General features: G+C 75.5%; 19 protein-coding genes. 13 read left to right on the top strand and 6 right to left on the bottom strand.

Going from position 1 to position 22978, the window contains the following annotated elements; all coding sequences use genetic code 11:
* The 5 genes from ACIQR3_RS26400 to ACIQR3_RS26420 form a co-directional block, all read left to right on the top strand.
* The coding region (locus tag ACIQR3_RS26400) for a sulfate adenylyltransferase subunit 1 (protein WP_403543073.1) at window positions 1–1038 on the top strand (1038 nt) is incomplete at its 5' end.
* A gap of 2 nt (window positions 1039–1040) precedes the next feature.
* A complete protein-coding gene (locus ACIQR3_RS26405) occupies window positions 1041–2138 on the top strand; it encodes an aliphatic sulfonate ABC transporter substrate-binding protein (RefSeq protein WP_403543257.1) in 1098 nt (365 codons plus the stop codon).
* Window positions 2139–2183: 45 nt separating this feature from the next.
* The gene (locus ACIQR3_RS26410) at window positions 2184–2972 is read left to right on the top strand and encodes an ABC transporter ATP-binding protein (RefSeq protein ID WP_403543074.1); all 789 of its coding nucleotides are present in this window, start codon (window positions 2184–2186) and stop codon (window positions 2970–2972) included.
* Complete coding sequence (locus ACIQR3_RS26415; protein WP_403543076.1) at window positions 2959–3876, top strand: ABC transporter permease; 918 nt, start codon at window positions 2959–2961, stop codon at window positions 3874–3876. The genes ACIQR3_RS26410 and ACIQR3_RS26415 overlap by 14 nt, the downstream gene beginning before the upstream one ends.
* 7 nt (window positions 3877–3883) lie before the next feature.
* Complete coding sequence (locus tag ACIQR3_RS26420) at window positions 3884–4657, top strand: sirohydrochlorin chelatase (protein ID WP_403543078.1); 774 nt, start codon at window positions 3884–3886, stop codon at window positions 4655–4657.
* Between the two features lie 34 nt (window positions 4658–4691).
* On the opposite strand, the gene ACIQR3_RS26425 is transcribed toward ACIQR3_RS26420, so the two are convergent.
* Window positions 4692–5825, bottom strand: coding sequence for an FAD-dependent oxidoreductase (locus ACIQR3_RS26425; protein WP_403543079.1), 1134 nt, complete (start codon window positions 5823–5825; stop codon window positions 4692–4694).
* A 67-nt stretch (window positions 5826–5892) separates the two neighbouring features.
* Here ACIQR3_RS26425 and ACIQR3_RS26430 point away from each other — a divergent pair, with 67 nt between their 5' ends.
* The 8 genes from ACIQR3_RS26430 to ACIQR3_RS26465 all read left to right on the top strand — a co-directional run bounded on the left by ACIQR3_RS26430 (window position 5893) and on the right by ACIQR3_RS26465 (window position 17801).
* A complete protein-coding gene (locus ACIQR3_RS26430; protein WP_403543081.1) occupies window positions 5893–6585 on the top strand; it encodes a TetR/AcrR family transcriptional regulator in 693 nt (230 codons plus the stop codon).
* Between the two features lie 207 nt (window positions 6586–6792).
* A complete protein-coding gene (locus tag ACIQR3_RS26435; RefSeq protein ID WP_403543083.1) occupies window positions 6793–9069 on the top strand; it encodes a hypothetical protein in 2277 nt (758 codons plus the stop codon).
* Between the two features lie 3 nt (window positions 9070–9072).
* Window positions 9073–10311 (top strand): hypothetical protein, encoded by a 1239-nt coding sequence (locus ACIQR3_RS26440; protein WP_403543085.1) that lies wholly within the window; start codon window positions 9073–9075, stop codon window positions 10309–10311.
* Window positions 10308–13112, top strand: coding sequence for a GTPase-associated protein 1-related protein (locus tag ACIQR3_RS26445; RefSeq protein WP_403543087.1), 2805 nt, complete (start codon window positions 10308–10310; stop codon window positions 13110–13112). Before ACIQR3_RS26440 ends, ACIQR3_RS26445 begins: the two co-directional genes overlap by 4 nt.
* A 37-nt stretch (window positions 13113–13149) precedes the next feature.
* Window positions 13150–14733: a hypothetical protein gene (locus ACIQR3_RS26450; protein WP_403543088.1), complete on the top strand. Its 1584-nt coding sequence runs from the start codon at window positions 13150–13152 to the stop codon at window positions 14731–14733.
* Between the two features lie 192 nt (window positions 14734–14925).
* Window positions 14926–15588 (top strand): tellurium resistance protein, encoded by a 663-nt coding sequence (locus tag ACIQR3_RS26455; protein ID WP_403543258.1) that lies wholly within the window; start codon window positions 14926–14928, stop codon window positions 15586–15588.
* Window positions 15582–16460 carry a protein phosphatase 2C domain-containing protein gene (locus ACIQR3_RS26460; protein WP_403543090.1) on the top strand — a complete coding sequence of 293 codons (879 nt, stop codon included), beginning with the start codon at window positions 15582–15584 and terminating at the stop codon, window positions 16458–16460. Before ACIQR3_RS26455 ends, ACIQR3_RS26460 begins: the two co-directional genes overlap by 7 nt.
* Window positions 16461–16463: 3 nt before the next feature.
* Window positions 16464–17801, top strand: a complete 1338-nt coding sequence (locus ACIQR3_RS26465) for a protein kinase (protein ID WP_403543091.1) — start codon at window positions 16464–16466, stop codon at window positions 17799–17801.
* A 7-nt stretch (window positions 17802–17808) separates the two neighbouring features.
* On the opposite strand, the gene ACIQR3_RS26470 is transcribed toward ACIQR3_RS26465, so the two are convergent.
* The 5 genes from ACIQR3_RS26470 to erm(O) form a co-directional block, all read right to left on the bottom strand.
* Entirely contained in the window at window positions 17809–18132 is a 324-nt protein-coding gene (locus tag ACIQR3_RS26470; protein ID WP_403543093.1) for a hypothetical protein, read from the bottom strand.
* The gene (locus ACIQR3_RS26475; protein WP_403543094.1) at window positions 18129–19628 is read right to left on the bottom strand and encodes a hypothetical protein; all 1500 of its coding nucleotides are present in this window, start codon (window positions 19626–19628) and stop codon (window positions 18129–18131) included. The genes ACIQR3_RS26470 and ACIQR3_RS26475 overlap by 4 nt, the downstream gene beginning before the upstream one ends.
* 47 nt (window positions 19629–19675) lie before the next feature.
* Window positions 19676–20224, bottom strand: coding sequence for a DUF1697 domain-containing protein (locus ACIQR3_RS26480; RefSeq protein ID WP_403543096.1), 549 nt, complete (start codon window positions 20222–20224; stop codon window positions 19676–19678).
* Between the two features lie 269 nt (window positions 20225–20493).
* Complete coding sequence (locus ACIQR3_RS26485; RefSeq protein WP_403543098.1) at window positions 20494–21750, bottom strand: glycosyltransferase; 1257 nt, start codon at window positions 21748–21750, stop codon at window positions 20494–20496.
* Window positions 21747–22526, bottom strand: a complete 780-nt coding sequence (gene erm(O), locus ACIQR3_RS26490; RefSeq protein ID WP_403543099.1) for a 23S rRNA (adenine(2058)-N(6))-methyltransferase Erm(O) — start codon at window positions 22524–22526, stop codon at window positions 21747–21749. The genes ACIQR3_RS26485 and erm(O) overlap by 4 nt, the downstream gene beginning before the upstream one ends.
* Window positions 22527–22978: the final 452 nt, after the last annotated feature.

Raw genomic sequence — 22978 nt, forward strand, 5'->3', positions numbered from 1 at the left:
CCCGGGCACGTGCAGTACACCCGCAACATGGTCACCGGCGCCTCCACCGCCGAGCTGACGGTCATCCTCGTCGACGCCCGCAACGGCGTCGTCGAACAGACCCGCCGGCACGCCGCCATCGCCGCCCTGCTGCGCGTCCCGCACGCCGTCCTCGCCGTCAACAAGATGGACCTGGTCGGCTACGAGGAGTCCGTGTTCGCCGCCATCGCCGAGGAGTTCACGGCCTACGCGACCGAGCTGGGCGTCCCCGAGGTCACCGCGATCCCGATCTCGGCGCTGGTCGGGGACAACGTGGTGGAGCCGTCCGCGCACATGAACTGGTACGGCGGCCCGACCGTCCTGGAGCACCTGGAGACCGTGCCGGTCAGCCACGACCTGGCGCACTGCCACGCCCGGCTGCCCGTGCAGTACGTGATCCGGCCGCAGACCGCCGAGCACCCCGACTACCGGGGGTACGCCGGTCAGATCGCCGCCGGTTCCTTCCGCGTCGGCGACCCGGTCACCGTGCTGCCGTCGGGGCGGACGACCAAGGTCAGCGGGATCGACCTGCTCGGCGAGCCGGTCGACGTGGCGTGGACGCCGCAGTCGGTGACGCTGCTCCTGGAGGACGACATCGACGTCTCGCGGGGCGACCTGATCGTGCCCGCCCAGGACGCGCCGGCCACCACGCAGGACGTCGAGGCGACCGTCTGCCACGTCGCCGACCAGCCGCTGACCGTCGGCCACCGGGTGCTGCTCAAGCACGGCACGCGCACGGTGAAGGCGATCGTCAAGGACATCCCGGCCCGGCTCACCCTCGACGACCTGTCCCTGCACCCGCACCCGGGGCAGCTCGTCGCCAACGACATCGGCCGGGTGAAGATCCGCACCGCCGAGCCGCTGCCCGCCGACTCCTACGCCGACTCCCGGCGCACGGGCTCGTTCATCCTGATCGACCCGGCCGACGGCACCACGCTCACCGCGGGCATGGTCGGCGAGTCCTTCGCGTCCCCGGAGCCGGTCACGGCCGAGGCGGACGACGACGGGTGGGACTTCTGACCATGGTCTCCGCCGCGCGTCGCGCTCTGACGGTCGTCGCCGTCCTGCCCCTGCTCGCCCTGGCCGCCTGCGGCTACGGGTCGCAGGCCACGGTGGACGACACCGTCAAGGTGGTCGCGGGGGCGCCGAAGACCGACGGTCTGGACGCGGTCCGGATCGGCTACTTCGGCAACGTCACCCACGCCACCGCCCTGGTCGGCAACCGCAAGGGCTTCTTCCAGAAGGCGCTGGGCGGCACGGAGGCCAGGTACGCGGTCTTCAACGCGGGTCCCTCCGAGATCGAGGCGTTGAACTCGGGGTCGATCGACATCGGCTGGATCGGGCCGTCCCCGGCGGTCAACGGGTACGTCCGGTCGGGCGGGAAGAACCTGCGGATCGTCGGCGGTTCGGCCTCCGGCGGGGTGAAGCTGGTGGTGAACCCCGAGAGGATCACGTCGGTCGCGGACGTCGAGGGCAAGCGGATCGCCACCCCGCAGCTCGGCAACACCCAGGACGTGGCGTTCCTCCACTGGGCCGCTGAGCAGGGCTGGCAGGTCGACGCGCAGAGCGGCCGGGGTGACGTCACCGTCGTACGCAGCGACAACAAGGTCACCCCGGACGCCTTCCGGACCGGTTCGGTGGACGGCGCCTGGGTGCCGGAGCCGACCGCGTCCCGGCTGGTCGCCGAGGGCGGCAAGGTGCTGGTCGACGAGGCCGACCTGTGGCCGGACAAGAAGTTCGTGATCACCAACATCGTGGTGTCGCAGGAGTTCCTGAAGGAGCATCCGAAGGCCGTCGAGACGGTGCTGAGGGCTTCGGTGCAGACCAACCGCTGGATCGAGGCCCACCCCGAGGCGGCGAAGGCCGCGGCCAACGAGCAGCTGGCGGCCGACTCCGGCAAGGCGCTGCCCGCCGGCGTCCTCGACCCGGCCTGGGAGTCGCTGCACGTGACCGACGACCCGCTGGCCGCCACCCTCGACGTCCAGGCCCGGCACGCCGTACGGGCCGGGCTGCTGGAGGACACCGACCTCAAGGGCATCTACGACCTCACGCTGCTCGACAAGGTCCTGGCGGCCGAGGGCGAGCCCGCGGTGGACGACGCCGGGCTCGGCGTCGAGTAGCTCCGTTCCCGCCCCTTCCCCTACCCGTCCCAGGAGGTGACGACCATGGCCACGACCCTCGCCCAGGCCGCCGACGGCACCGAGGCGGCCACCCACGCCGCCCGGATCACGCACGTCTCGAAGTCCTTCGCGGGCCCGGCCGGGCAGCAGCTCGTCCTGGACGACGTCAGCCTCGACGTCGCGCCCGGCGAGTTCGTCACCCTCCTCGGCGCCTCGGGCTGCGGCAAGTCCACGCTGCTGAACCTGGTGGCGGGCCTGGACCGGCCCAGCGCCGGGACGATCGACACGGACGGGCGCCCGGCGCTGATGTTCCAGGAGCACGCCCTGTTCCCGTGGCTGACCGCGGGCAAGAACGTCGAACTCGCCCTGAAGCTGCGCGGCGTACCGAAGTCCGAGCGCCGGGACAAGGCGGAGGAACTGCTCACGCTGGTCCGGCTCGGCGGCGCGTACGGCAAGCGGGTGCACGAGCTGTCCGGCGGGATGCGCCAGCGGGTCGCCATGGCCCGCGCGCTCGCCCAGGAGAGCCGGCTGCTGCTGATGGACGAGCCGTTCGCCGCGCTGGACGCGATCACCCGTGACGTGCTGCACGACGAACTGACCCGGATCTGGCGCGAGACGAAACTGTCCGTCCTGTTCGTCACGCACAACGTGCGCGAGGCCGTCCGGCTCGCCGAGCGGGTCGTGCTGCTGTCCTCCCGCCCCGGCCGGGTCGCCCGGGAGTGGACGGTGGACCTCCCGCACCCGCGCCGCATCGAGGACGCGGCGGTGGCGGAACTGTCCGTCGAGATCACCGAAGAACTGCGGGGAGAGATCCGTCGTCATGGCCGGCACTGACACGACACCGGGCACCGGCACGACGCCGGTGAAGCAGGACACGGGCGACCTCGCCGGTCTGGAGGCGGGCCTCGACGCGCTGGAGACCCGGCAGCCGGGGCGTACCGCGTCCTTCCGGCAGACGCTCACCCAGAAGGTGCTGCCGCCGGTCGTCGCCGTACTGCTGGTGCTGGCCGGGTGGCAGGCGCTGATCTCCTTCGGGATCGTCGACGACCCGACCAAGCTGCCCGCGCCCGCCGACGTGTGGCACGTGGTGCACCAGGCCTGGCTCGAAGGCACCCTGCTCGGCTACATCTGGACCAGCGTCTCACGCGGCCTGTCCGGCTTCCTGCTGGCCCTGCTGATCGGCACGCCGCTGGGGCTGCTGGTGGCGCGGGTGCGGTGGGTGCGGGCGGCGATCGGCCCGATCCTGTCCGGCCTCCAGTCGCTGCCGTCGGTGGCCTGGGTGCCGCCGGCCGTGATCTGGCTGGGGCTGAACAACTCGATGATGTACGCCGTGATCCTGCTCGGCGCGGTCCCGTCCATCGCCAACGGGCTGGTCTCCGGCGTCGACCAGGTCCCCCCGGTCTTCCTGCGGGCCGGGCGCACGCTGGGCGCGACGGGGCTGAAGGGCACCTGGCACATCACGCTGCCGGCCGCGCTGCCCGGCTATGTGGCCGGCCTGAAGCAGGGGTGGGCGTTCTCCTGGCGGTCGCTGATGGCCGCCGAGATCATCGCGTCCTTCCCCGACCTGGGCGTCGGGCTCGGGCAGTTGCTGGAGAACGGCCGCAACGCCAGCGACATGGCCATGGTGTTCGAGGCGATCGGGCTGATCCTGGTCGTCGGCATCGCCGTCGACCTGCTGGTCTTCAGCCCGCTGGAGCGGTGGGTGCTGCGCGGCCGCGGCCTGCTGGTGAGGAGCTGAACGCGTCATGTCCCGACCGGTCCTGCTCGTCATCGCCCACGGCAGCCGCGATCCGCGGCACGCCGCGACCGTGCACGCCCTGGTCCGCCGGGTCCGTTCGCTGCGCCCGGACGTCCGGGTGGAGACCGGGTTCCTGGACTTCAACGTGCCCTCGGTGCCGGGGGTGCTGGAGTCCCTGGCGACGGAGGGCGTCCGGGACGTCGTGGCCCTTCCGCTGCTGCTGACCCGCGCCTTCCACGCCAAGGCGGACATCCCGGCGGTCCTCGCGGACGCGCCGCCCCGGCTGCGGATCCGGCAGGCCGAGGTGCTGGGACCGTCCCCGCTGCTGCTGGCCGCGCTGGAGCGGCGGCTGTACGAGGCGGGCCTGACGCCCGCCGACAAGTCCTCGACCGGGGTCGTACTGGCCTCGGCGGGGTCCACCGACCCGGAGGCGATCGCGGTGATCGCAGACATCGCGCGGGAGTGGCGGCACACCGGTTGGTGCGCCGTGCGGCCCGCGTTCGCCTCCGCATCCCTGCCGCGCACCGAACAGGCGGTGCGCGAACTGCGCGACCTCGGCTGCGCGCGGATCGCCGTCGCCCCGTACGTCCTGGCCCCCGGCCGCCTGCCGGACCGCATCGCGCGCGGCGCGGCCGAGGCCGACGTGCTGGCGGACGTGCTCGGTCCGGCGCCCGAGGTGGCCCGGCTGCTGGTGGAGCGGTACGAGGCGGCGCGGGTGGCCGTGGGGGCGTCCGGGCGGGGGGCCGTGGGAGCGTCCGCGCGGGTGGCCGTCGGGGCGTGACGCCGGCCCTCGCCGCCGCTGCCGGGCCCTGCCGTCAGCCCTGCTGGACCTGCTGGACCTGCTCGAAGAGGGCGAGGGCCGCGGCGGGGTCCGGGCTCACCAGGCGTTCCAGTCCGGCCGTGGTGATCTCCGCCCACCGGGCGGCCCGGGCCCACATCCGTTCCTCGAAGGCGCGGACGGTGCCGTCCGGATCGTCGGGCCCGGTGGCGAGGGACTCGGCGAGTTCGGCGCCGTCCAGCATCGCGAGGTTGGCGCCCGCCCCCAGCGGCGGCATCAGATGGGCGGCGTCGCCGAGCAGCGTCACCCCGGGGACGTGGGTCCAGGTGTGGGCCACGGGCAGGGCGTACAGGGGGCGGCGGACGAACGCGCTGCCGTGGCGGAGGAGGTCGAGGACGGGGGCGGCCCAGCCGTCGAACAGGGCCAGCAGGGCCGACCGTACGGCCTCGGCGTCGGCCTCGGCGTCGGCCGGGTCCGGGTCCCGCTCCGGGGCCGGGCGCCGGTCCAGCGGGGCGCGGTACTGGGCGTACACCTTGACGTGGCCGCCGCTGTTGCGCTGGGCGACGAGGGCGCGGTTCACGCCGTACACGGCCACGGAACCGTCGCCGATCAGCCGGGCGAGGCCGGGGTGGCGGGTGTCGACGCCGTCGAGGGAGGTCTCGACGGTGGTGACGCCGGTGTAGTGCGGCGTCACCGGCGAGACGGCCGGGCGGACCCGGGACCGGGCACCGTCCGCGCCGACCACGAGGTCGTACGTCTCCTGCCGCCCGTCCTCGAAGTGGACCCGCACGCCGTCCGGGCCCCCGGGCACCACCTTCGCCACGCCCCGGCCCCACTGGACGTCGAGGGGGCCGAGCAGCAGGTCACGGAGTTGGCCGCGGTCGATCTCGGGGTTGGCCCGCTCGTCCGGAGCCGGCCGCCAGTCGCGCAGGACGGTCCCGTCCGTGTCCAGGATGCGCATGGCCTGCCCCTCGGGACGGGACAGCGCCTGGAACTCCGCGAGCAGCCCCGCCCTTTCCAGCGCGCGCTGGCCCTGCCCTTCGCGCAGGTCGAGGGTGCCGCCCGGGGGGCGGGCGTCGGGGGCGGCATCGCGTTCGAGGACGGTGACGGGGTGGCCGTGGCGGTGCAGGACACGGGCGAAGGTGAGGCCGGCGGGGCCACCCCCGACCACGGCTATACGCTGTCTCCTGATACACCGTATCGGCACCCTGTGACGCTCACAACGGAACGGCGTGACCATGACTGTCTGGGACCGGCCGGAGCCGCCGCCCCGCCCCGTGCCGCTCGACCGGGCGCGGATCGTCGCCGCCGCCATCGAACTGGCCGACGAGGGCGGGCTGGAGGCGGTGTCGCTGCGCAAGGTCGCCGCCCGGCTGAACGCGGGCCCGATGCGGCTGTACGGATTCATCTCCACCAAGCAGGAGCTGTTCGACCTGATGGTGGACGAGGTGTACGCCGAGATCCTCCCCGAGGAGCGGCCCGGTGACTGGCGGGAGGCGCTGCGCGTGCTCGCCCACCGCACCAGGCGGGCCGCTCTGCGGCACCTGTGGCTGGCCGACCTGCTCGGCGGGCGCCCGGCCCTGGGGCCGAACGGCCTCGCCGTGTCCGAGGCCACGCTGTCCGCGCTCGACGGCCTCGCCGACATCGACACCGTCCTGCGTGCCGTGGAGACCGTCAGCGCCTACTTCACCGGCGCAATCCGGCGCGAGGCCGCCGACCTGCGGGCCGAGCGTGCCACGGGCCTGTCCAAGGGCGACTGGCAGCGCGCCCGTGGCCCGCACGTGACGAGGACGCTGGCCACCGGCCGCTTCCCGGCACTGTCCAGGGCCGTGCACGACGGCACGCACGTGGACGCCGGGACCGCCTTCGCCACCGGCCTGGAGTGGGTCCTTGACGCCGTGGCCGCCAGGCTCACCCGGCCGCCGGCGTGACGATCTGCTCCCCCGCCCTCGGCTCCCGGCGGGAGCCGAGGGCGGGGGAGCAGGTGGTGTGCGCGGGGCGCGGGGGCGGAGTTCGGGGAGTGCGGATGCGCGGGTCTCGGGTCCGGCGTGCGCGGGTTACGGAAAAGTCTTCCCTCCCCGGTCACCGATCTGCTGGGATGGTTCTTCGCAGAACGAGCGCGGGGGGAAACAGCACAGGTGGGGGCAGGTCGGGTATTCGGGCATCATCTGGGGCTGCCGGGTGCGCTGTCGGGGCTGCCGCTGAGTCCGCTCGTCCCGGGTTACGCCGAACTCGCCGCCGCCCAGCACGCGGCGGGCGCCCGGCACGCGGCCGAGATCCTCTTACCGTCCGGCGGCGGGCTGCGGGTCCTGGACGGGCTGGCCGTGCCGTCCGGCCCGCGCGGCCACCGACGGGTGGACGGCGCGCTGCTGGACCGCGTCGCCCGCGGCGCCGGTCCGGCGGCGGAGCTGGCGCGGCTGCTGGCCGTGGCGCACCGGCGCGACCCGCTGGCGCTGCGCCGGATCGTGCTCTACCAGCTGATCGGCCTGGTGCAGGACCGCGCGCCGGACCAGTGGCAGCAGGCCATCGCCGAGTCGGGCATCCACGCCGGTGAGGCGGCCGGGCTGCTGGCGGCGGCCCGGGTGCGGCCCGTCCTCGACCGGGGCCAGCGGGCCGCCGCGGAGTCGCTCGCCGACGCCTGGGAGGAGCGCCGCCTGTACCGGGCCCGCATGTTGCTGGAGCGGCTGCCGCAGGGCGACGACCCGGCGCTGCGGGCGCTGCGGACGGAGCTGGCCGGCCGGCTCGCCGCCCTGGAGTCGGCGCTGGAGGCGGCCCGGCGTGCCGTACGGCGCGGGGACACCGAGGCGGCCACGGAGCAGTATCTGCGGGCGCTGGGCCAGGCCGCGGACGACCGGCGGGCGCTGCACGGGCTGATCCGCGTCCACCGGCCCGAACCCGGCCGCCCCGCTCCCCTGCGTACCGAACTCGCCCTCGGCCACGTCGCGTTGGCGTGGCCCGTCGAGAACGACGCGGGCACCGGTTCCTGGCGGCTGCTGTGTCTGCTGAAGGACGAGCGGGGCGCCACCGGACACCGCGAGGTGCCCGCCCTGGCCGGTACCGCCCGGGACACGAAGGTCGTGCCCGGCACCACGGTCCGCTACGCCGCCCTGCCGCTGCGCGACGGCCAGGTGGCCGGGCCGCCCCTCGTGTCGCACCGGCTGCCGGTCACCCCGGAGGTGGGCGACCCGGCCGTGACCGACGGGCCGGGGCGGGTGACGTGCGCGTGGACGTGCCCGCCCGGCGCCACCAGTGTGACGGTGGAGCACACGGGGCCGCGGAGCGCGGCCGAGCGGCTGGACGCCCGTTCCGACGGGCTCACCGCGACGGGGCTGGCCGTCGGCGCCCACGCGTTCCGGGTCAGCTGCCACTACCGGGCCCCCGACGGCACGTCCGTCGCCTCGCCGGGCCGCCTGCTCACCCGTACCGTCCACCCCTGGCCGGAGCCGGTCGGCACGCTCACCGCCGAACCCGACGGCGACGCGCTGCGGTTCGGCTGGACCGGGGCGTCGGGCGCCGACGTCCGGCTGGTGGAGTGGCCCGGCGACGCGCCGGCGCCCGGCACCGAACTGCGCACCGACGAACTGCCGCCCCGCCTGGACGAACCCGGGCCCGAACCGTCCGGGACGGCGCACCCGGACCCGGACGGACCCGCACCCGAGCCCTCCCGGACCGTACGCCCCCGCCGGGGCGGGCACCTGCGCGTCGCCGCCGTGGCCGTACGGGGCGACCGGGCCCTGGCCGGGCCCGTCGTCGACGTCGAGGTCCTGCGTCCCGTCACCGCCCTCGCCGCCCGCCGGCTGCCGGACGGGGAGGCCGCCGTCACCCTGGACTGGCCCGAGGGCACCGGACAGGTCACCGTCGCCTGGGAGCCCCTGCCGGGTCCGGAGACCGCCGGCGCCGACGAGGGCGGCGAGCGGACGGTCACCGCGCACGCGTACCGGCGCGGTGGCCTGCGGCTGCCCGTCGGCCCGCACGCGGTGCGCCTGCGCGCCTCGGTCGCCTCCCAGGTACCGGAGGCGGTGGTGCTGCCCGCCGCGACCGCCGAGGTCCTGCTCGCCGCGGACACCGCCATCGGCTACCAACTGGTGCGCTCGCCGGGCCGGTTCCTGCCCCGGAGCCGCCGCCGGGCCCTGCTGCGGGTCACCCTGCTGGGCCCGGACCCGGCCGGCGCGGACCTGCCCGAGTTCGTGTGCGTGGTGCGCGGCGGCACCCTGCGCCCCCGGGACGCGAGCGACGGCACCACCGTGCTGCGGATCGCCGGCCGCGACCTCACCCGGCACGGCGGCACGGTCGAGCAGGAGCTGCCGGCCGCGCCCGTCCCCGCCCCCTACACCCTGCGCGGCTTCCTGCTCGGCGAGCACGCCACGGCCGTACGCCTCGAAGAACCCTCCCCCACGAGCCTGGTGGTGCGCTGAGCCATGACGACCGTCACCTGTCCCTACTGCTTCACCCGCGCCTCGGCGGCCCGGCTGCCCTACCGCTGCCAGATGATGCCGAGCGGCGTGCGGGGCGCGCCCTGCGGTCCGGTGCGCGACGACGTGTGGGCGGGGTTCACCGGGCCCGCCGCTCCCCCGGCGGCCCGGATGCGCGGCCCCGTCTTCCACGCGCCGCGCAGCGTGAGCCGGGCGCTCGGCCGCTCGGCCGGCAACGTGCCCTGCCCCAAGTGCGGGGTCGGCACGACGGTCCGGGTCTGCGGGACCTGCCACAACGACCTGCCCAGCGAATACTGCGACCAGGACAGCCGCATCATCGCGCTGGTCGGCGCGAAGGCGTCGGGCAAGAGCACGTACGTATCCGTCCTGGTCAACGAGTTGAACCAGCGCGTCGGGCAGGCGTACCACGCCTCGCTGGCCGCGATGGGCGCGAGTACGCAGCGGCGCGACAAGGAGATGGCCGAGGACCTCTACGAGCGGCTGCGGCTGCCGGACGCCACCCGCCCGGCGGCGCTCGGCTTCAGCGACCCGCTGCTGTACCGGCTGAGCCTGCCCCGGCGCGGCCGGCCGGGCGGCGGCACCCGGCACACCACGCTGGTCTTCTTCGACGCGGCGGGCGAGGACCTCGCGGACGCGGAGGCGATGGACCGCTACACCCGCTACCTCAGCGCCGCCGACGGCATCATCATGCTGGTCGATCCGCTGCAACTGGGTTCCGTACGGGACCGGTTGCCAGTGCACGACGGTCCGCCGCTGCCCGCGGTGGAGGCCCCGCCGGAGCAGATCGCCGCCGATCTGGCGACCCAGTTGCGCGCGCACGGCCGGCGCGGGGCCCGGGGCCGGGTCGGCACGCCGATCGCGGTGGCCGTCACCAAGACGGACATGCTCGGGGCGCTGCTCGACCCGCACTCGCCGCTGCTGTCCAACGCCCCGCACCGGGAGGGCGTCTACGACGACGTGGACCGGCTGGCCGTGCACGAGGAGATGCGGTCGCTGCTGGCCGACTGGGACTCGGGGACGCTGCTGCGGCGGCTGGAGCTGGACTTCGCCGAGGTGTCCCTGTTCGGCCTGTCGGCGCTGGGCGCCCCGCCCCCGGCCGACGCCCCGGCGGACGCCCCGAAGTCGGGGCCGCGGCCGGTACGGGTGGAGGATCCGCTGCTGTGGCTGCTGAGCCGCCGGGGGCTGCTGCGGGTGCGCGGCGCCGGGAAGGGACGGACCGAGTGAGCCTCGCCCAGTTGCACTACACGTCCGCGCCGCCCGGGCCCGACGGCTCGGGGTTCCGGTTCACCGCGGTCAGTCCCGGCGTACCGCAGGGGCTGCTGCGGGAGGCCGAGCAGCTCATCGGGTACGAGCCGCCGCGCGACCTGCCGGCCCGGCCGGACGCGGCGCAGCTGCGGGACTTCCCGAAGGCGCTGGGCTTCCACGAACTCTCCGACGGGGGACGGCTGCTGAGCCGTACCGTCTACACCGGCGCCGACTACAGCGGGCGCTGGGGCAACTTCCACGCGCACGCCCTGTACCTGCCGCCGGGGACGCGGCTGCCGGACGGGGCGCTGCCCATCACGGCGTGGGAGTCGCCGCGCTGGGCCGACGCCACGCCCGCCGACCGGCGGCCCGTGCCGGTGGACCGGCTGGAGCCGTCGGGGCTGCTGCGCCGGGACGCCCTGGTCGCCTTCGCCGCGTCCCGCGCGGACCGGCTCGCCGCGTTCTTCGCCGACCTGCGGGTGCTGGCCGAGGACCCCGACGCCTGCCAGGTGGTGCTGGTGGAGCACGACAGCGCGGCCGTGGCCCAGTGGATCGCGCTGGCCTGCGCGGTGCTGCCCCGGGAGGTGGCGCACCGGCTGACCTTCACGACGTACACGCGCCGGCCGCAGCAGGCCCGCCAGCAGATCGTCGGCGCGCTGCCGTCGTCCGAGCCGTGCGCGCCGGGGCACCGGCTGCGGGTCCACGACTGCACCCGGCCCGCGAGCGGTTCGGCCGGTACGGTCCCGGACGCGTGGGCCGACACCTGCGCGCGGGTGTGGTGCGCGGCGCGTCCGGAGCTGTTCCGGGACGCCTCGCTGGACCTCGGGTGCCTCGCCGCGTCGGCGCTGGCCGCCGGGGTCGGGCTGCGCGCCGACGCCCGGGCCGCCGCCGCCCGCTGGGCCGGGGAGCGGGTCGGGTCGCTGCCCGAGGCGACGCTGACGGCGCTGATCGGCGTGCTGAGCGCGTCCGGCGGCGACGAAGGGGGTACGTCCGGTACGTCCTCGCAGGACGCCGGTGCCGAACGGGCCGCGCTGGCCGCGCTGCTGGACCGGGTCGAGGGACGGCTGCCGACCGCCGTGACGGCACCGCTGGCCGGGCGGGTGCTGACCTCGGCGGTGCTCGGCGGCGGGCCGGTGCCCGCGCTGCGCGCCGGGTCGCTGACGCCGGTGGTCCGGGACGAGCTGGCCCGGACGCTGGCCGCGCCGCTGCGGTCCGGCATCGCGGACCCGCGCGAGCCCGCCGTCGGCCGGCCCCTGCTCCTGCTGGGCACCGCCGACCTCCTCGACGTCGACTGCCAGGACCTGCTGCCGGAGCTGGCGGGGCGGCTGTCGCGGGCACTGGTGGCGGGGCCGGACGGCTCCGCCGCCGGGTCCGGCGGGGAGGGCGGCGCGGGGGCCGGTGGGCAGGGCGGCGCGGGCTCCGGCGTCTACGGCAGCGCGGGGACCGGTGCGTACGACACCGCCGGGACCAGCACCTACCGCACCGCCGGGACCGGCGCGGAAGGCGCCCGGCGTGCTGCCCCGCACGGCACGGCGTACGGCACCGCCGGGACCGACGCGGAAGGCGCCTGGCGTGCTGCCCCGCACGGCACGGCGTACGGCACCGCGTACCGGACCACGGACCCCGCCCCCGACGCCCTCCGGCCCGGCGCCGCGCGCGACGCCGCCGACCCCGCCGGGGAGTCCGACGGCTGTCCGCCCGCCCTGCTCGACGCCGTCGAGGGGCATCCCGCCCTGCGCATCGCCCTGTTCGGCGCCCTGGACGCGCTGGCCGCCGCCGACCCGGTCGCCGTCTCCCGGCGGCTCGCCGGCTCGCGGCTGCCCGTCGCGTTGCAGCCGGGCTTTCCGCACCTGCGGATGTGCGTGCTGCCGCCCGAGGCGCGGGAGCCGGGCGACCGGCTCACCCGGTTCCACGGGGTGCTGCGTGCCGCCGCGGTCTCGCCGCACGCCGAACCGGCCGTCCTGGGAACCGCCCTGCACCTGGTGTGGCCGGGCGAGCTGCCGACCGCCCAGGAGGCCAGTCTGCTGCTGAACCAGCTGGGCTCGGACATCCACCGCGCGGCCGGCACCCGCGACGTCCTGGTCGACGCCGCCCTCGCCGCGCCCCCGGACGACCCGGACGTCCCCGTCCTCGCCGCCGACCTGCTGCGCTGCTTCCCGACGGAGCTGCGGCCGGGACAGCGGGCGGCGCTGCTCCTGCTGGAGTTCACGGGGCTGCTGGGCACCGAGGGCGAGGGCGAGGAGTGGGTCGGCCGGGCGCTCGACCTGCGCGACGGGGCCGCCGAGCCGGTGCCGGACACCGTGACGGAGCGGGTCTGTGCCGCGCTGGCCCGGCGGCTGGTGGACGGCCCGGCGCCGGACAGCGAGCTGTACGGGCTGGCCCGGTCGGGCGAGCCCCGGCTGCTGGCGGCGTACGAACGGGCGGGGCGCTCGGAGCGGGTACGGGACCGGCTGCGGACGTCACCGGCGTACGCCGCCGCCTGCTTCTGCGCCTGGAGCGCCTGCCCCGGCACCCACCCGGCCTGGGACGAGACGCGCACCGCCCTGCTGACCAAGGTGCTGCGTCCGGTGGTGCGGGCGCTGCCCGCGGCGGACCTGGCCGGGATCGAGGACGCCCTCGGCCAGGCGGGCGGCGGCAGGCTCGACGCGTTCCGCTCCTGGAACCGGCCGGGCACCCTCGGCCGCCTGGCGGGCCGCTTCTCCGGCCGCAACCGCCGCGCCGAACGCCCGCCCGTGCGGCACGGCGACATCGAGCCGCCGGCCGAGGAGGGCCGCCCGTGACGCCCGCGACACCGCCGAAGCGCGACGGGGGAACCCCATGACCTCCGACCTCGCCCCGCTCCTCCTCCTCGGCGGCTGGACCGCCCTGATCGCCGTGGGCGTGTGCGCCGGCCGGACGGTGTGGGAGCTGGCGGCGGCCGGGCTGGGTGCCGTCTGGCGGCGGCTCGGGCCGTGGCGAACGGGGGACGGCGACGGGCGGCTGCGGACGGCGAAGCAGCCCGAGCCCGCGCAGCTCGCCTACTGGTGGCGGCAGATGTGGGTTGACGCGTCGACCGCCGCCCGGCACGGCCTGCGGACCGTCTGGCGGAACCTCGTCGACCGGTGGCTGCGGCGGACCGCCCGCAACCTGTTCACCGGACGGCGGCCGGACGGGCGCCGGGTGGACATCCCGGTCAACCGGTTCCTGCTGGCGGTGTTCGTCGCCCCCGGCACCGCCGCCGGCGCGGCCCTCGGCGCCGTGCTGGCCTGCGCCGCCCTGACCGCCGTACTCACGGTGTTCGCCCTGCTGCTCGGGCTGGTCTGGCTGGGCTGGGCGGCGTCCGTACCGGCGCTGCGCGGGCTGGAGCGGGGCCGGCGGCTGCTGCGCGGCATCCGCGTCAAGTGCCCGCACCCCGGCTGCTACCGCCCCGTGCCGCTGGCCCTGCACCACTGCCCGAACTGCCGCGCCGAGCACCGTGCGCTGCGGCCCGGCCGGTACGGCGCCCTGTGGCACGTCTGCGACTGCGGGCACCGGCTGCCCACCGGCCGGCTCGCGGGCGGCGGCGGGCTCACGGCGTACTGCCCGTACTGCGAGCGGTGGCTGCCCGAGGCCGCCGCCACCACCCGCGTGGTGCACGCGCCGCTGATCGGCGGCACCTCGTCCGGCAAGACAATGCTGATGACGGCCATGACGGAGGGACTCCAGGCGTGGGCGCGACGCGGCGGGCTGTCGGTGGAGTACGCCTCGGACGACGACCGGCGCACCGCCACCGGCCTGGCCCAGGAGGTACGGCGCACCGGCTGGGCGCACGCCACGACCGGCGGGCAGCCGCGCGCCCTGATGCTGCTGGTCCGCCGGGGCCGGCGGCGCCGGCTGCTGTACCTGTACGACCCGATGGGCGAGTCGGTGAGCGAGGCCGAACGGGTGCGCGGCCAGGGGTACTTGGCGCACGCGGACGGGGTGGTGCTGGTCGCCGACGTGCTGGCCGACCCCAAGGTGCGCGGCCTGCTCTCGCCCGAGGAGGCCCGGCTGGTGACGGACGCCCGCCCGTCGGCGCAGGGGCCCTGGGAGACGTACCAGCGGCTGACCGGGGAGCTGGCGGCGCTGACCGGGCGGCGGTCCCGGCTGCCGGTGGCCGCGGTGGTCACCAAGCGGGACGTCATCGACGGGCTCGCCTCCCTGCCGGTGCCCGGTGCGCGGATCGACGAGTGGCTCACCGAGATCGGGCTCGGCCCCCTGGTGCGCGCCCTCGGGCACGACTTCCGGTCGGCGCGCTACTGGACGGTGAGCGCCCACGCCGCCACCTGCGCGGGCCCGTTGGAGAGCGAGCAGCTGAGGGCGGCCGAACCGGTGCTGTGGCTGCTCGCCGCCTCGGGGCTGCGTACCCGGGGCGCGGCGGAGAGGACGTACACGACGGCATGACCCGGGTGACCCCATCCATCGGACGCGGGCGGCGGCTGGTGGCGGCGCTGTTCATCGCCTCCCTGGCACTGACCCCCGTAGCGGTGGCCGCGCTGGTGTGGTGGCTGCTGTGACGGGCCCGCGCGCACCCCTTCCCCTCCACGCGACTACCGGAAAGGCGACAACCACGTGAGCGACATCCCCGGCGGGCCCATGGCGAACCGGCCGGTCCACTTCATCTGGCTGCTGGACTGCTCGTACTCCATGCAGGGCGACAAGATCGCCAAGCTGAACTACGCGATCCGGGAGGCCCTCCCGGAGATGCGGGCGGTGGCGGCCGACAACCCGGCGGCGCAGTTGCTGCTGCGCACCATCACCTTCTCCACCACGGCCCAGTGGCTGCACCAGGCGCCGGTCCCGGTCGACGACTTCACCTGGCAGGACGTCGAGGTGGACGGCATGACCAACCTGGGCGAGGCGCTGACCCTGGCCGCCCGCGAACTGCAGACCCCGCCGATGCCGCAGCGCGCGCTGAAGCCGGTCCTGGCGCTGGTGTCGGACGGTGTGCCCACCGACGACTGGCGGGCGGGGCTCGCGGCGGTCGACGCGACGCCCTGGGGCCGCAAGGCGGTCCGGATCGCCATCGCGATCGGCCACGACGCGGACAAGGGCGTGCTCCAGGAGTTCATCGGCAACCCCGAGTTCAAGCCGCTGGAGGCGCACAACGGCAAGCAGCTGGCCGCGGCCATCCGGTGGGCGTCGACGGCGGCGGTGAAGGCGGCCTCGCAGCCGATGGCGGGCCAGGAGGACCCGACGGTCAAGCAGCCGTTCGCCCCGCCGGTCCTCGACGACGACGATGACGACGACGTGTGGTGACGCTACGGGTACGGCCCTGGGAGACGCTCGGCGAGAGCGTGCGGGGCATCGGCAAGCGGTGCAACCAGGACTGGTACGTCTGCGAGGGGACGGGCAGCGCGGACGACCCGCTGGTGCTGGCGGTGGCGGACGGGCACGGCTCGCCCGCGTACGCCCGCAGCGAGCTGGGCGCGCGGTTCGCCGTGGACCGTTTCACGGTGCTGGCCGCCGAGTTCGGCCGCGCGGCCCGCGACCCGCACGGGCCGGGGCGGCCGGCCCGGCTGATGACGTACGCCCGCGACGACTTCCCGCGCGCCCTGGTGCGGGAGTGGCGCGCGGCGGCGCTCGGGCACTGGGACCGGCACCGGCCGGTCGCCGACGACGGGGCGCCGGAGCCGGGGGACGACGAGAAGCTGCGGCTGTACGGCACCACGCTGATCGGCGCGGTGCTCACGCCCTGGCTGCTGGTGGCCTGGCAGATCGGGGACGGTGACCTCGCGGTGGTGGCGCACGACGGCACGCTGGAGCGGCCGTTGGCGCCGGCCGAGGAGGCGCTCGGGGACGAGACGGACTCGCTGTGCGGGCCGCGGGCCTGGCGTCAGGTGCGGACGCACTGGGCGCCGGTGTTCGAGCAGGCCCGGCTGCCGCGGCTGGTGGTGCTGTCGACGGACGGGCTGTCGAAGAGCTTCGCGTCGGCCGACGGGTACCGGACGTTCGTCGAGGACCTCCAGGGCCGGCTGGCCGTGGACGGCAGCGCGGGGGTACGGCACCTGCTCCCCGAGTGGCTGGCGCACGCCGCCCGCCACTCGGGGGACGACACGACCCTCACCGCGGCGCTGCGGCCCCCGGACCCGGGCGTCGAGGCGGAACTGGAACGGAAGACGGAGAGCTGAGAGATGAGCGGCATGCTGGACGGCGGCACGCGGCTGGCCACCGAGAACGGGGACGAGGTCGAGATCCTCGCCCTGCTGGGGGCCGGCGGGCAGGGGGAGGTGTACCGGGTCGCGACCTGGACCGGGGAGAAGGCCCTGAAGTGGTACTACCCGACCTCGGCGACGCCCCAGCAGGAGGCGATCGTCCGGGAGCTGGTGCACCGCGACTTCCACGACGACCGCTTCCTGTGGCCCGAGGCCCACGTGGGTCCGTACCGCGGCTCCTTCGGCTACCTGATGGACCTGCGCCCCGAACGGTTCAAGGGGCTGCCCGAGCTGTTCCGCCGCCGGCTGCGCACCAACACCCGGGCCCTGCTGCGGGCCTGTCTCTACACGGTGGAGGCCTACCAGGCGCTGCACATGCGGGGCGTCGCCTACCGGGACATCTCCTGGGGCAACATCTTCTTCGACCCGGCCACCGGTGAGGTGCTGGTCTGCGACAACGACAACGCGGTGGTGGAGGGCGACGTCAGCGGCATCTCCGGCACCATGAAGTTCATGGCCCCGGAGCTGGTGCGCGGCGACCCGGGCGCCCGGCCCGGTACCCAGTCCGACCTGCACTCCCTGGCCGTGCTGCTGTTCATGCTGCTGATGAACCACCACCCCTTCGAGGGCCGCCGCGAGCTGGGCATCCACTGCCTGGACGACGCGGCCGAGCGCAAGCTGTACGGCCGTGACCCGCTGTTCGTCTTCGATCCGGCCGACGACGCCAACGCCCCCGACCCCATGGAGCACACCACGGTGCTGGCCACCTGGGAGGCGACGGCGGAGCGGCTGCGGGAGCTGTTCCGCCGGGTCTTCACGACGGGCCTGCGCGATCCGGCGGCGCGGGTGCGCGAGTCGGAGTGGCGGGACGCGCTGCGGGCGGTGCTGGACGCGGTGGTGGAGTGCGCCTCGTGCGGGCGGCAGAACATGACGGAGCCGGGCGAGAACCCGCCGCCCAGGAACTGCTGGGGGTGCGGGGCCCAGGTGGTGCTGCCGCCCCGGCTGGTGGTGACCACGCCGCCGCCGCGCGCCGGGCACCACATCCGGCTGGGGCGGGCGGCCCGGGTGCAGGCCCACCATCTGGCGCCGGAGCCGGAGCGGCACGACTGCTCGGACGCGGCGCTCGTCGCGGAGCTGGTGGAACACCCCTCGAAGCCGGGCCGGTTCGGCATCGCCAACCGCTCCGAGCGCACCTGGACGGGCAACCGCTCCGACGGCACCCTCCAGCGGATCGCGCCCGGTCAGACGGTGCCGCTGCGGGCCGGTCTGGAACTGGACCTCGGGGAGGGGGCGCGGGCGGTGGTGCACGCCAGGTGAGGGACCGTCACAGCCCCAGTGCCCGCTGGATCTCCTGAGCCAGGGCGAGGCTGCCGCTGCCCGCCGCGACACCGACGCCGATGGTCTCCAGGGCCGTCCGGATCCGGCCCCGGTCGACGGCCCGCCCCTCCTGCCCGGCGCGCACCAGCTCGCCCTGGACGGCCTCGGCCTCGGGCGCCAGCGCGGGGTGTTCGCCGCGCAGCCGCTCGACCAGCCGGTCCGCGAGCGCCAGCACCGCGGCCGGGTCCGCCCCGTTGTTGATCTCGATGTGTCCGTGGTCGCCGAAGTTGGACGGCCCGCTGATGTTCCCGTGGAAGTTGTACGTGCTCATGGTGTGGGTCCTCCCTGCTGCCCCGGCGCCGCCGCCGGGCCTCCCTGGCCCTGCGGCCCGCCGTTGACGGTGATCTGACCGCCGGTGCCGATGTTGCTGGGCCCGGTGATGTCACCGGAGATGTTGTAGGTCTGGGTGCTGATGACCTGCTGCGCCCGGTCGAAGGAACTGGTGTCGACGTTGTGGTCCTTCAGGAAGCGCTCGGTGGCCACCAGCCCGCCCTGCTGGAGCCGGAAGAGGTAGTCCTGCGCGTCGATCCGCTCGGCGTACCCCGCCTCCGCCCAGTCGCTCAGCCGGGCCCGCACGCTGTCGTCGGCGCCGTGGTCGACGAGCAGGTGCTGGTCGGTGATCTCCCGCCGCCGCCTGGCCAGCCCCCGCGCCTCCTGCCGCGCCCGGCGCCGGCGTGCGCGCCGGCGTCCCGGCGCCCGGCGCAGGTCGGGAAAGAGGTGCGAGCCGGCGTACGCGACCAGGCTCCACCACCGGTCGAACGGGGCCACCGGCAGCCGGTCCACCCGGTCGAAGCGCGCGCCGAGCGGCGGGATCACATAGGCGGCCACCTCCCAGGTGAGGTGGGGCCGGTGCAGGATCGCCCGCAGATACATGCAGACGACGATCCGGCCGCCCTCCCCGACCCGCTCCAGGCACAGGTGGGTGCGCATGCCCGCGCCGGGGGTGTGCAGGCCCGCCTGCACGAGCTGTTTGGGGACCTGGGCGCGGGGGCGCGCGGTGCGGTCGGGGACCAGCTCGGGCAGCAGGTGGGCGTGGCTGCCGAGGACGTAGAGCCGGTTCCTGGCGCGCAGGCCCTCCAGGCCGGCGATGGACTCCATCTGCCGGGCCACGTAGGTGTGCAGGTCGACGGCGTCGAAGGGGAGCAGCGGGAGCGTGCCGCCGCCGGGTGCCTCGGCCGGCCGGCTGACGTCGACGGGCTGCCAGACCACCTCCTTGATCTTCGTGCCGCTGCCGACGAAGGGGGTGGTCAGGGCCGCCGCGTCGGCGTAGGGCAGCGCGTTGGCCCGTTTGAGTTCGTGCAGCCACGCCTCCGCCTCGGGTTCCACGGGCGGGGCGAGCTTCTCGGCCCTCTCGGTGCCCACGAACACCGCGCGGGCCGCGTCGCGGGCCTGCGACTCGGCGCGGTGGATCAGCCACCAGGAGGCGCCGAGGACGGCGAGCGGTCCGTAGATCCCGACCGCGGCGACCGTGCCGTGGCCGCCGGTCAGTCCCCACAGGCCCACCAGGACGGCGCCGGCCAGGGCGGCGGCGAGCCAGGTGAGCTGCCTGTCCAGCGCGTCGCGGCGCAGGACGGCGGCGCGGGCGTGCCGGGCGAGGGCGACGAAGTTGATGCCGAGGGTCAGGCCGGGCGAGGTCAGCCGGTCGCCGGTGAGTTCCCGGTCCGTCCAGCGGGCGAGTTCCTCGTCCAGGTGGACCGAGGCGCACAGTCGGCGGGTGACCCCGTCCTTGCGGTACTGCGGCAGCGCCGGCAGCGCCCTTCCCCCCACGGTGACACGCCCTTCCCCCGTACTCCCGGCCCACCTTAGCCAGGGAGTCAGGGTGCCGTCAGCTCCACCAGCTTGACGACGGTGTTCCAGTTGCGGGTGGTGGCGACGAGGCCCTTGGTGACGCGGGGCCTGGACAGGAGTTCGGCGAGCCGGGAGCGGCCCAGGCCGTCCGGCGCGTAGAGGTAGAGGGCGCGGTCGCCGAGGCGGAACTCCTCGGGGAGACAGGCCGCCCGGTCGATCTCCGCGAACCGTTCGGCGCCGGCCTGCTCGGAGAAGTAGGTGACGTGGAGCTGCTTGGGCGCCAGGCCGGCGGCCGGGAAGGGGCACCGCTCCATGACCGCCCGCAGATAGGCGTGGTCGCGCACGATCACGTCGACGGCGAACCCGAACCGCCCCTCGATCGCGTCCGCCAGCCCGGCCGCCAGCTCCTCCTCGGTGCCGTGCTCCGCGGTGAACACGGCCTGGCCGCTCTGCAGATGGGTGCGTACGGCGGTGTGGCCCAGGTCCGCCATGAGGGCCCGCAGGTCGGCCATCGGGACCTTCTTCTTGCCGCCCACGTTGATCCCGCGCAGCAGCGCCGCGTACGTCGTCGTCATGCGCACACGATAAAGCGACCGTCGTGCCCCGTGGGGGCGGGCGCGACGGCCGCGGTCCGCACCGGCGGACTCCGCGAACTGTAGCCGCTGCCCGCCGCTCCCGCGACGGCCGGCCTCCGGTGTCCCGGCGGCCTCGCCCACGACGAGACGCCCGCGGCGGTCACGCCGCCGGCCCGGGACGGCGCGGGGAACGGGTCGGTCGGGGTGTGAGGGTTCGTCGGAGCGACGAGGGCCCGTCGGCCGTGCGCACGGCCGACGGGCCCTCGTCGCTACTCTCCCCGGACGGCGGCCAGTTCGGCCTCGATCAGGTCGGCCGCCCGTCGCGTACCGCCCTCCTCGGCCATCTCCGCCTGGATCTCCGTCAGCCGCCGGGCCGCCTCCGGGTCGTCGACCAGGGCGAGCGCGGCCGTGCGCAGCGCCTCGGCGGTGGCCTCCTCGGTGAGCAGCTTGCGGGCGACACCGAGCGCCTGGAGCATGTCCGCGTTCCCGAACTGGTCCACGGCCTGCGGTACGGCGATCATCGGGGTGGCCGTGGCCAGCCCCTCCTGGCTGCCGCCGGCCCCGGCGTGCGTGACGAACAGGTCCGCCTGCCTGAGGATCGCCAGCTGCGGGACCCAGGAGCGCACCTCCACGTTCCCGGGGAGGTCCCCCAGCTCGGCCCGGTCGACGTGCCGGCCGACCTGGAGCACCAGGTGCCAGCCCGGCAGCCCGCCGAACGCCCGCACGCACTCCCGGTAGAAGGCCGGCTGCTTGGTGAAGGACGAGCCGAGCGACACGAGCACGACCTTCTCGGCACCGGCCGGCCGCTCCCAGCCGCCCTCGGCACTCCGGTCGCCCTGGCAGGCGCCGACGAACGTGTGCGCCGACTCGTCGACCCGGTCGGCATTGGGCTGGAGCGCCTTGGGGATCAGCACCAGGGAACGGGCGGGGCGGCCGACGAACGGGTCCGGGTGCTCGGTGATCCCGTTCTCCTCCAGCCAGGCGTGGAACCGGGCGTAGTACGCTTGACCGCGCTCGGTCTTCAGCGGCTCCTCCCACATCGGCTCGCCGACCTCCTTCTCGTACCCGTCCCAGGCGACGAGGTTCGGTGAGAGGGAGATCGCGGGCACGCCCCAGCGGTGGGCGAGGACCCGGGCCGGGTACGAGGTGATGTCGTGCAGGACGAGGTCCGGCTCGTCGCCCTCGTACGCCTCGATGAGCTGCGGAAGCGCCTGGATCGCGTCGTCCAGGAACGGCTCCACGTTGTCCAGCAGGGTGCTGCCCCAGTCCGCCGGGTCGGCGTCGGGGCCGGGGAGCGTGCTGTGCCACAGCTTGGGTTCGGCGCCGGTCCCGGCGACCTTCTCCGCGAGTGCGGGCGGGATCGCGTACGTCACCCGGTGCCCCCGCGCCACCAGCTCGCGGATCACCTCCAGGCTGGGATTCACGTGGCCGTGGGCGGCGATGGAGAACATGGCGATGTGGGAGCGACTGGTCATACCGACGACCGTAACGAGACGAGACGTCTCGTGCAAGCTTTTTACCGTCACGGTGCCAGCACCTCGTACAGCCGCAGCCAGCGCGCCGGCGCCACCTCGCCGACGAGCACGCCCGGGTCCAGGCGCGCGGCGCGGAAGGCCGCGTCCACCCGGCGCCCGGGGTGCTCGCGCCGCAGGGAGGCGTGCAGCGAGCCGCCGACGCCGGAGAAGCCCAGCTCGACCAGGCGTCGCCAGTCGCGGTACGCGCGGGCGTCGAGGAGCGGGGCGGGCCGGCGTTCGATGCGGATGATCCCGGCGTCGACGCGCGGCGCGGGCCGGAAGCCGTACCGGCTCACCCGCCCCGCCAGACGCCACTCGTGACGCGGCCAGGTCGTGACCGTCAGCAGGGTCCAGCGGCCGTAGTCGCCGGTGCGTTTGCGGGCGTATTCCAGTTGGGTGAGGAGGGTGGCGTCGGTGAGGCCGGGTGCGGTGAGGCACCAGTCGACGATGTCCGCGGTACGGGAGAACGGCACGTTCCCGGCGACGGAGTACGGCGTGCGCGGGGGGCGTGCGGCCAGGAAGTCACCGCCGACGACGCGGACGTGCGGCGCGCGGGCGAAACGGGCGCGCAGCCCGGCGACGAACCGGGGGTCGATCTCGTAGGCGGTCAGTTCCCGGGCGCGGCGGGCGAGCGGTTCGGTCAGCGCGCCCTTGCCCGCGCCGACTTCGAGGACGAGGGGCGCGGTGCGGGGGTCGGGGACGGCGAGCCGCGCGAGGCGCTCGGCGGCGGCGCGGTCGGCGAGGAAGTTCTGCGAGAGCGTGCGGGCACGCGAAGAGGGGCGGGCCATGGCCAGCGGTCCTTGTCTTCCGTGAAAGGCGAGAAAGGGCAGCCGAAGGCCCTGACCGGAAGACGAAGGCGTGGAGAGCGCTGCGTGGAGAGCGCGCGGCGCTACGGAGCTACGGGCACGCGGCCCGGGCCGGTCAGGGCACCGAGGCCGCCACGCATCCGGATGGAGTACGTGCAGCCCCGGCCGAGACCGGAGTCGAAGATCGCGTTGAACGCTGCCACGGGGACGACGCTAGGCGACGGCCGCTTCCCGGGCAACGGGTTTTGCGAGCGCCCCGCCAGGGGCGCGGTGCTGTGCCAGGTGCGGCGCTGTGCCAGGTGCGGCTCCGCGGCATGGGCGCGACACGCCACGACGCGCCGGCACCCGCGACCGGACCCGCGTCCGCACCCGGACCCGCGTCCGCACCCGGACCCGCCGCACCCCGCACCCGGACCCGCACCCGGCACCCGGCA

It is taken from the genome of Streptomyces sp. NPDC090994 (assembly GCF_044768905.1).
GTDB lineage: Bacteria > Actinomycetota > Actinomycetes > Streptomycetales > Streptomycetaceae > Streptomyces.

Bases quoted from the DNA above. Each gene is read 5' to 3' on its own strand.
- ACIQR3_RS26410 (WP_403543074.1), top strand. From the start codon at position 2,184: ATGGCCACGACCCTCGCCCAGGCCGCCGACGGCACCGAGGCGGCCACC.
- ACIQR3_RS26465 (WP_403543091.1), top strand. From the start codon at position 16,464: ATGAGCGGCATGCTGGACGGCGGCACGCGGCTGGCCACCGAGAACGGG.
- ACIQR3_RS26470 (WP_403543093.1), bottom strand. From the start codon at position 18,132: ATGAGCACGTACAACTTCCACGGGAACATCAGCGGGCCGTCCAACTTC.
- ACIQR3_RS26455 (WP_403543258.1), top strand. From the start codon at position 14,926: ATGGCGAACCGGCCGGTCCACTTCATCTGGCTGCTGGACTGCTCGTAC.
- ACIQR3_RS26480 (WP_403543096.1), bottom strand. From the start codon at position 20,224: ATGACGACGACGTACGCGGCGCTGCTGCGCGGGATCAACGTGGGCGGC.
- ACIQR3_RS26450 (WP_403543088.1), top strand. From the start codon at position 13,150: ATGACCTCCGACCTCGCCCCGCTCCTCCTCCTCGGCGGCTGGACCGCC.
- ACIQR3_RS26405 (WP_403543257.1), top strand. From the start codon at position 1,041: ATGGTCTCCGCCGCGCGTCGCGCTCTGACGGTCGTCGCCGTCCTGCCC.
- ACIQR3_RS26440 (WP_403543085.1), top strand. From the start codon at position 9,073: ATGACGACCGTCACCTGTCCCTACTGCTTCACCCGCGCCTCGGCGGCC.
- ACIQR3_RS26420 (WP_403543078.1), top strand. From the start codon at position 3,884: ATGTCCCGACCGGTCCTGCTCGTCATCGCCCACGGCAGCCGCGATCCG.
- ACIQR3_RS26415 (WP_403543076.1), top strand. From the start codon at position 2,959: ATGGCCGGCACTGACACGACACCGGGCACCGGCACGACGCCGGTGAAG.
- ACIQR3_RS26430 (WP_403543081.1), top strand. From the start codon at position 5,893: ATGACTGTCTGGGACCGGCCGGAGCCGCCGCCCCGCCCCGTGCCGCTC.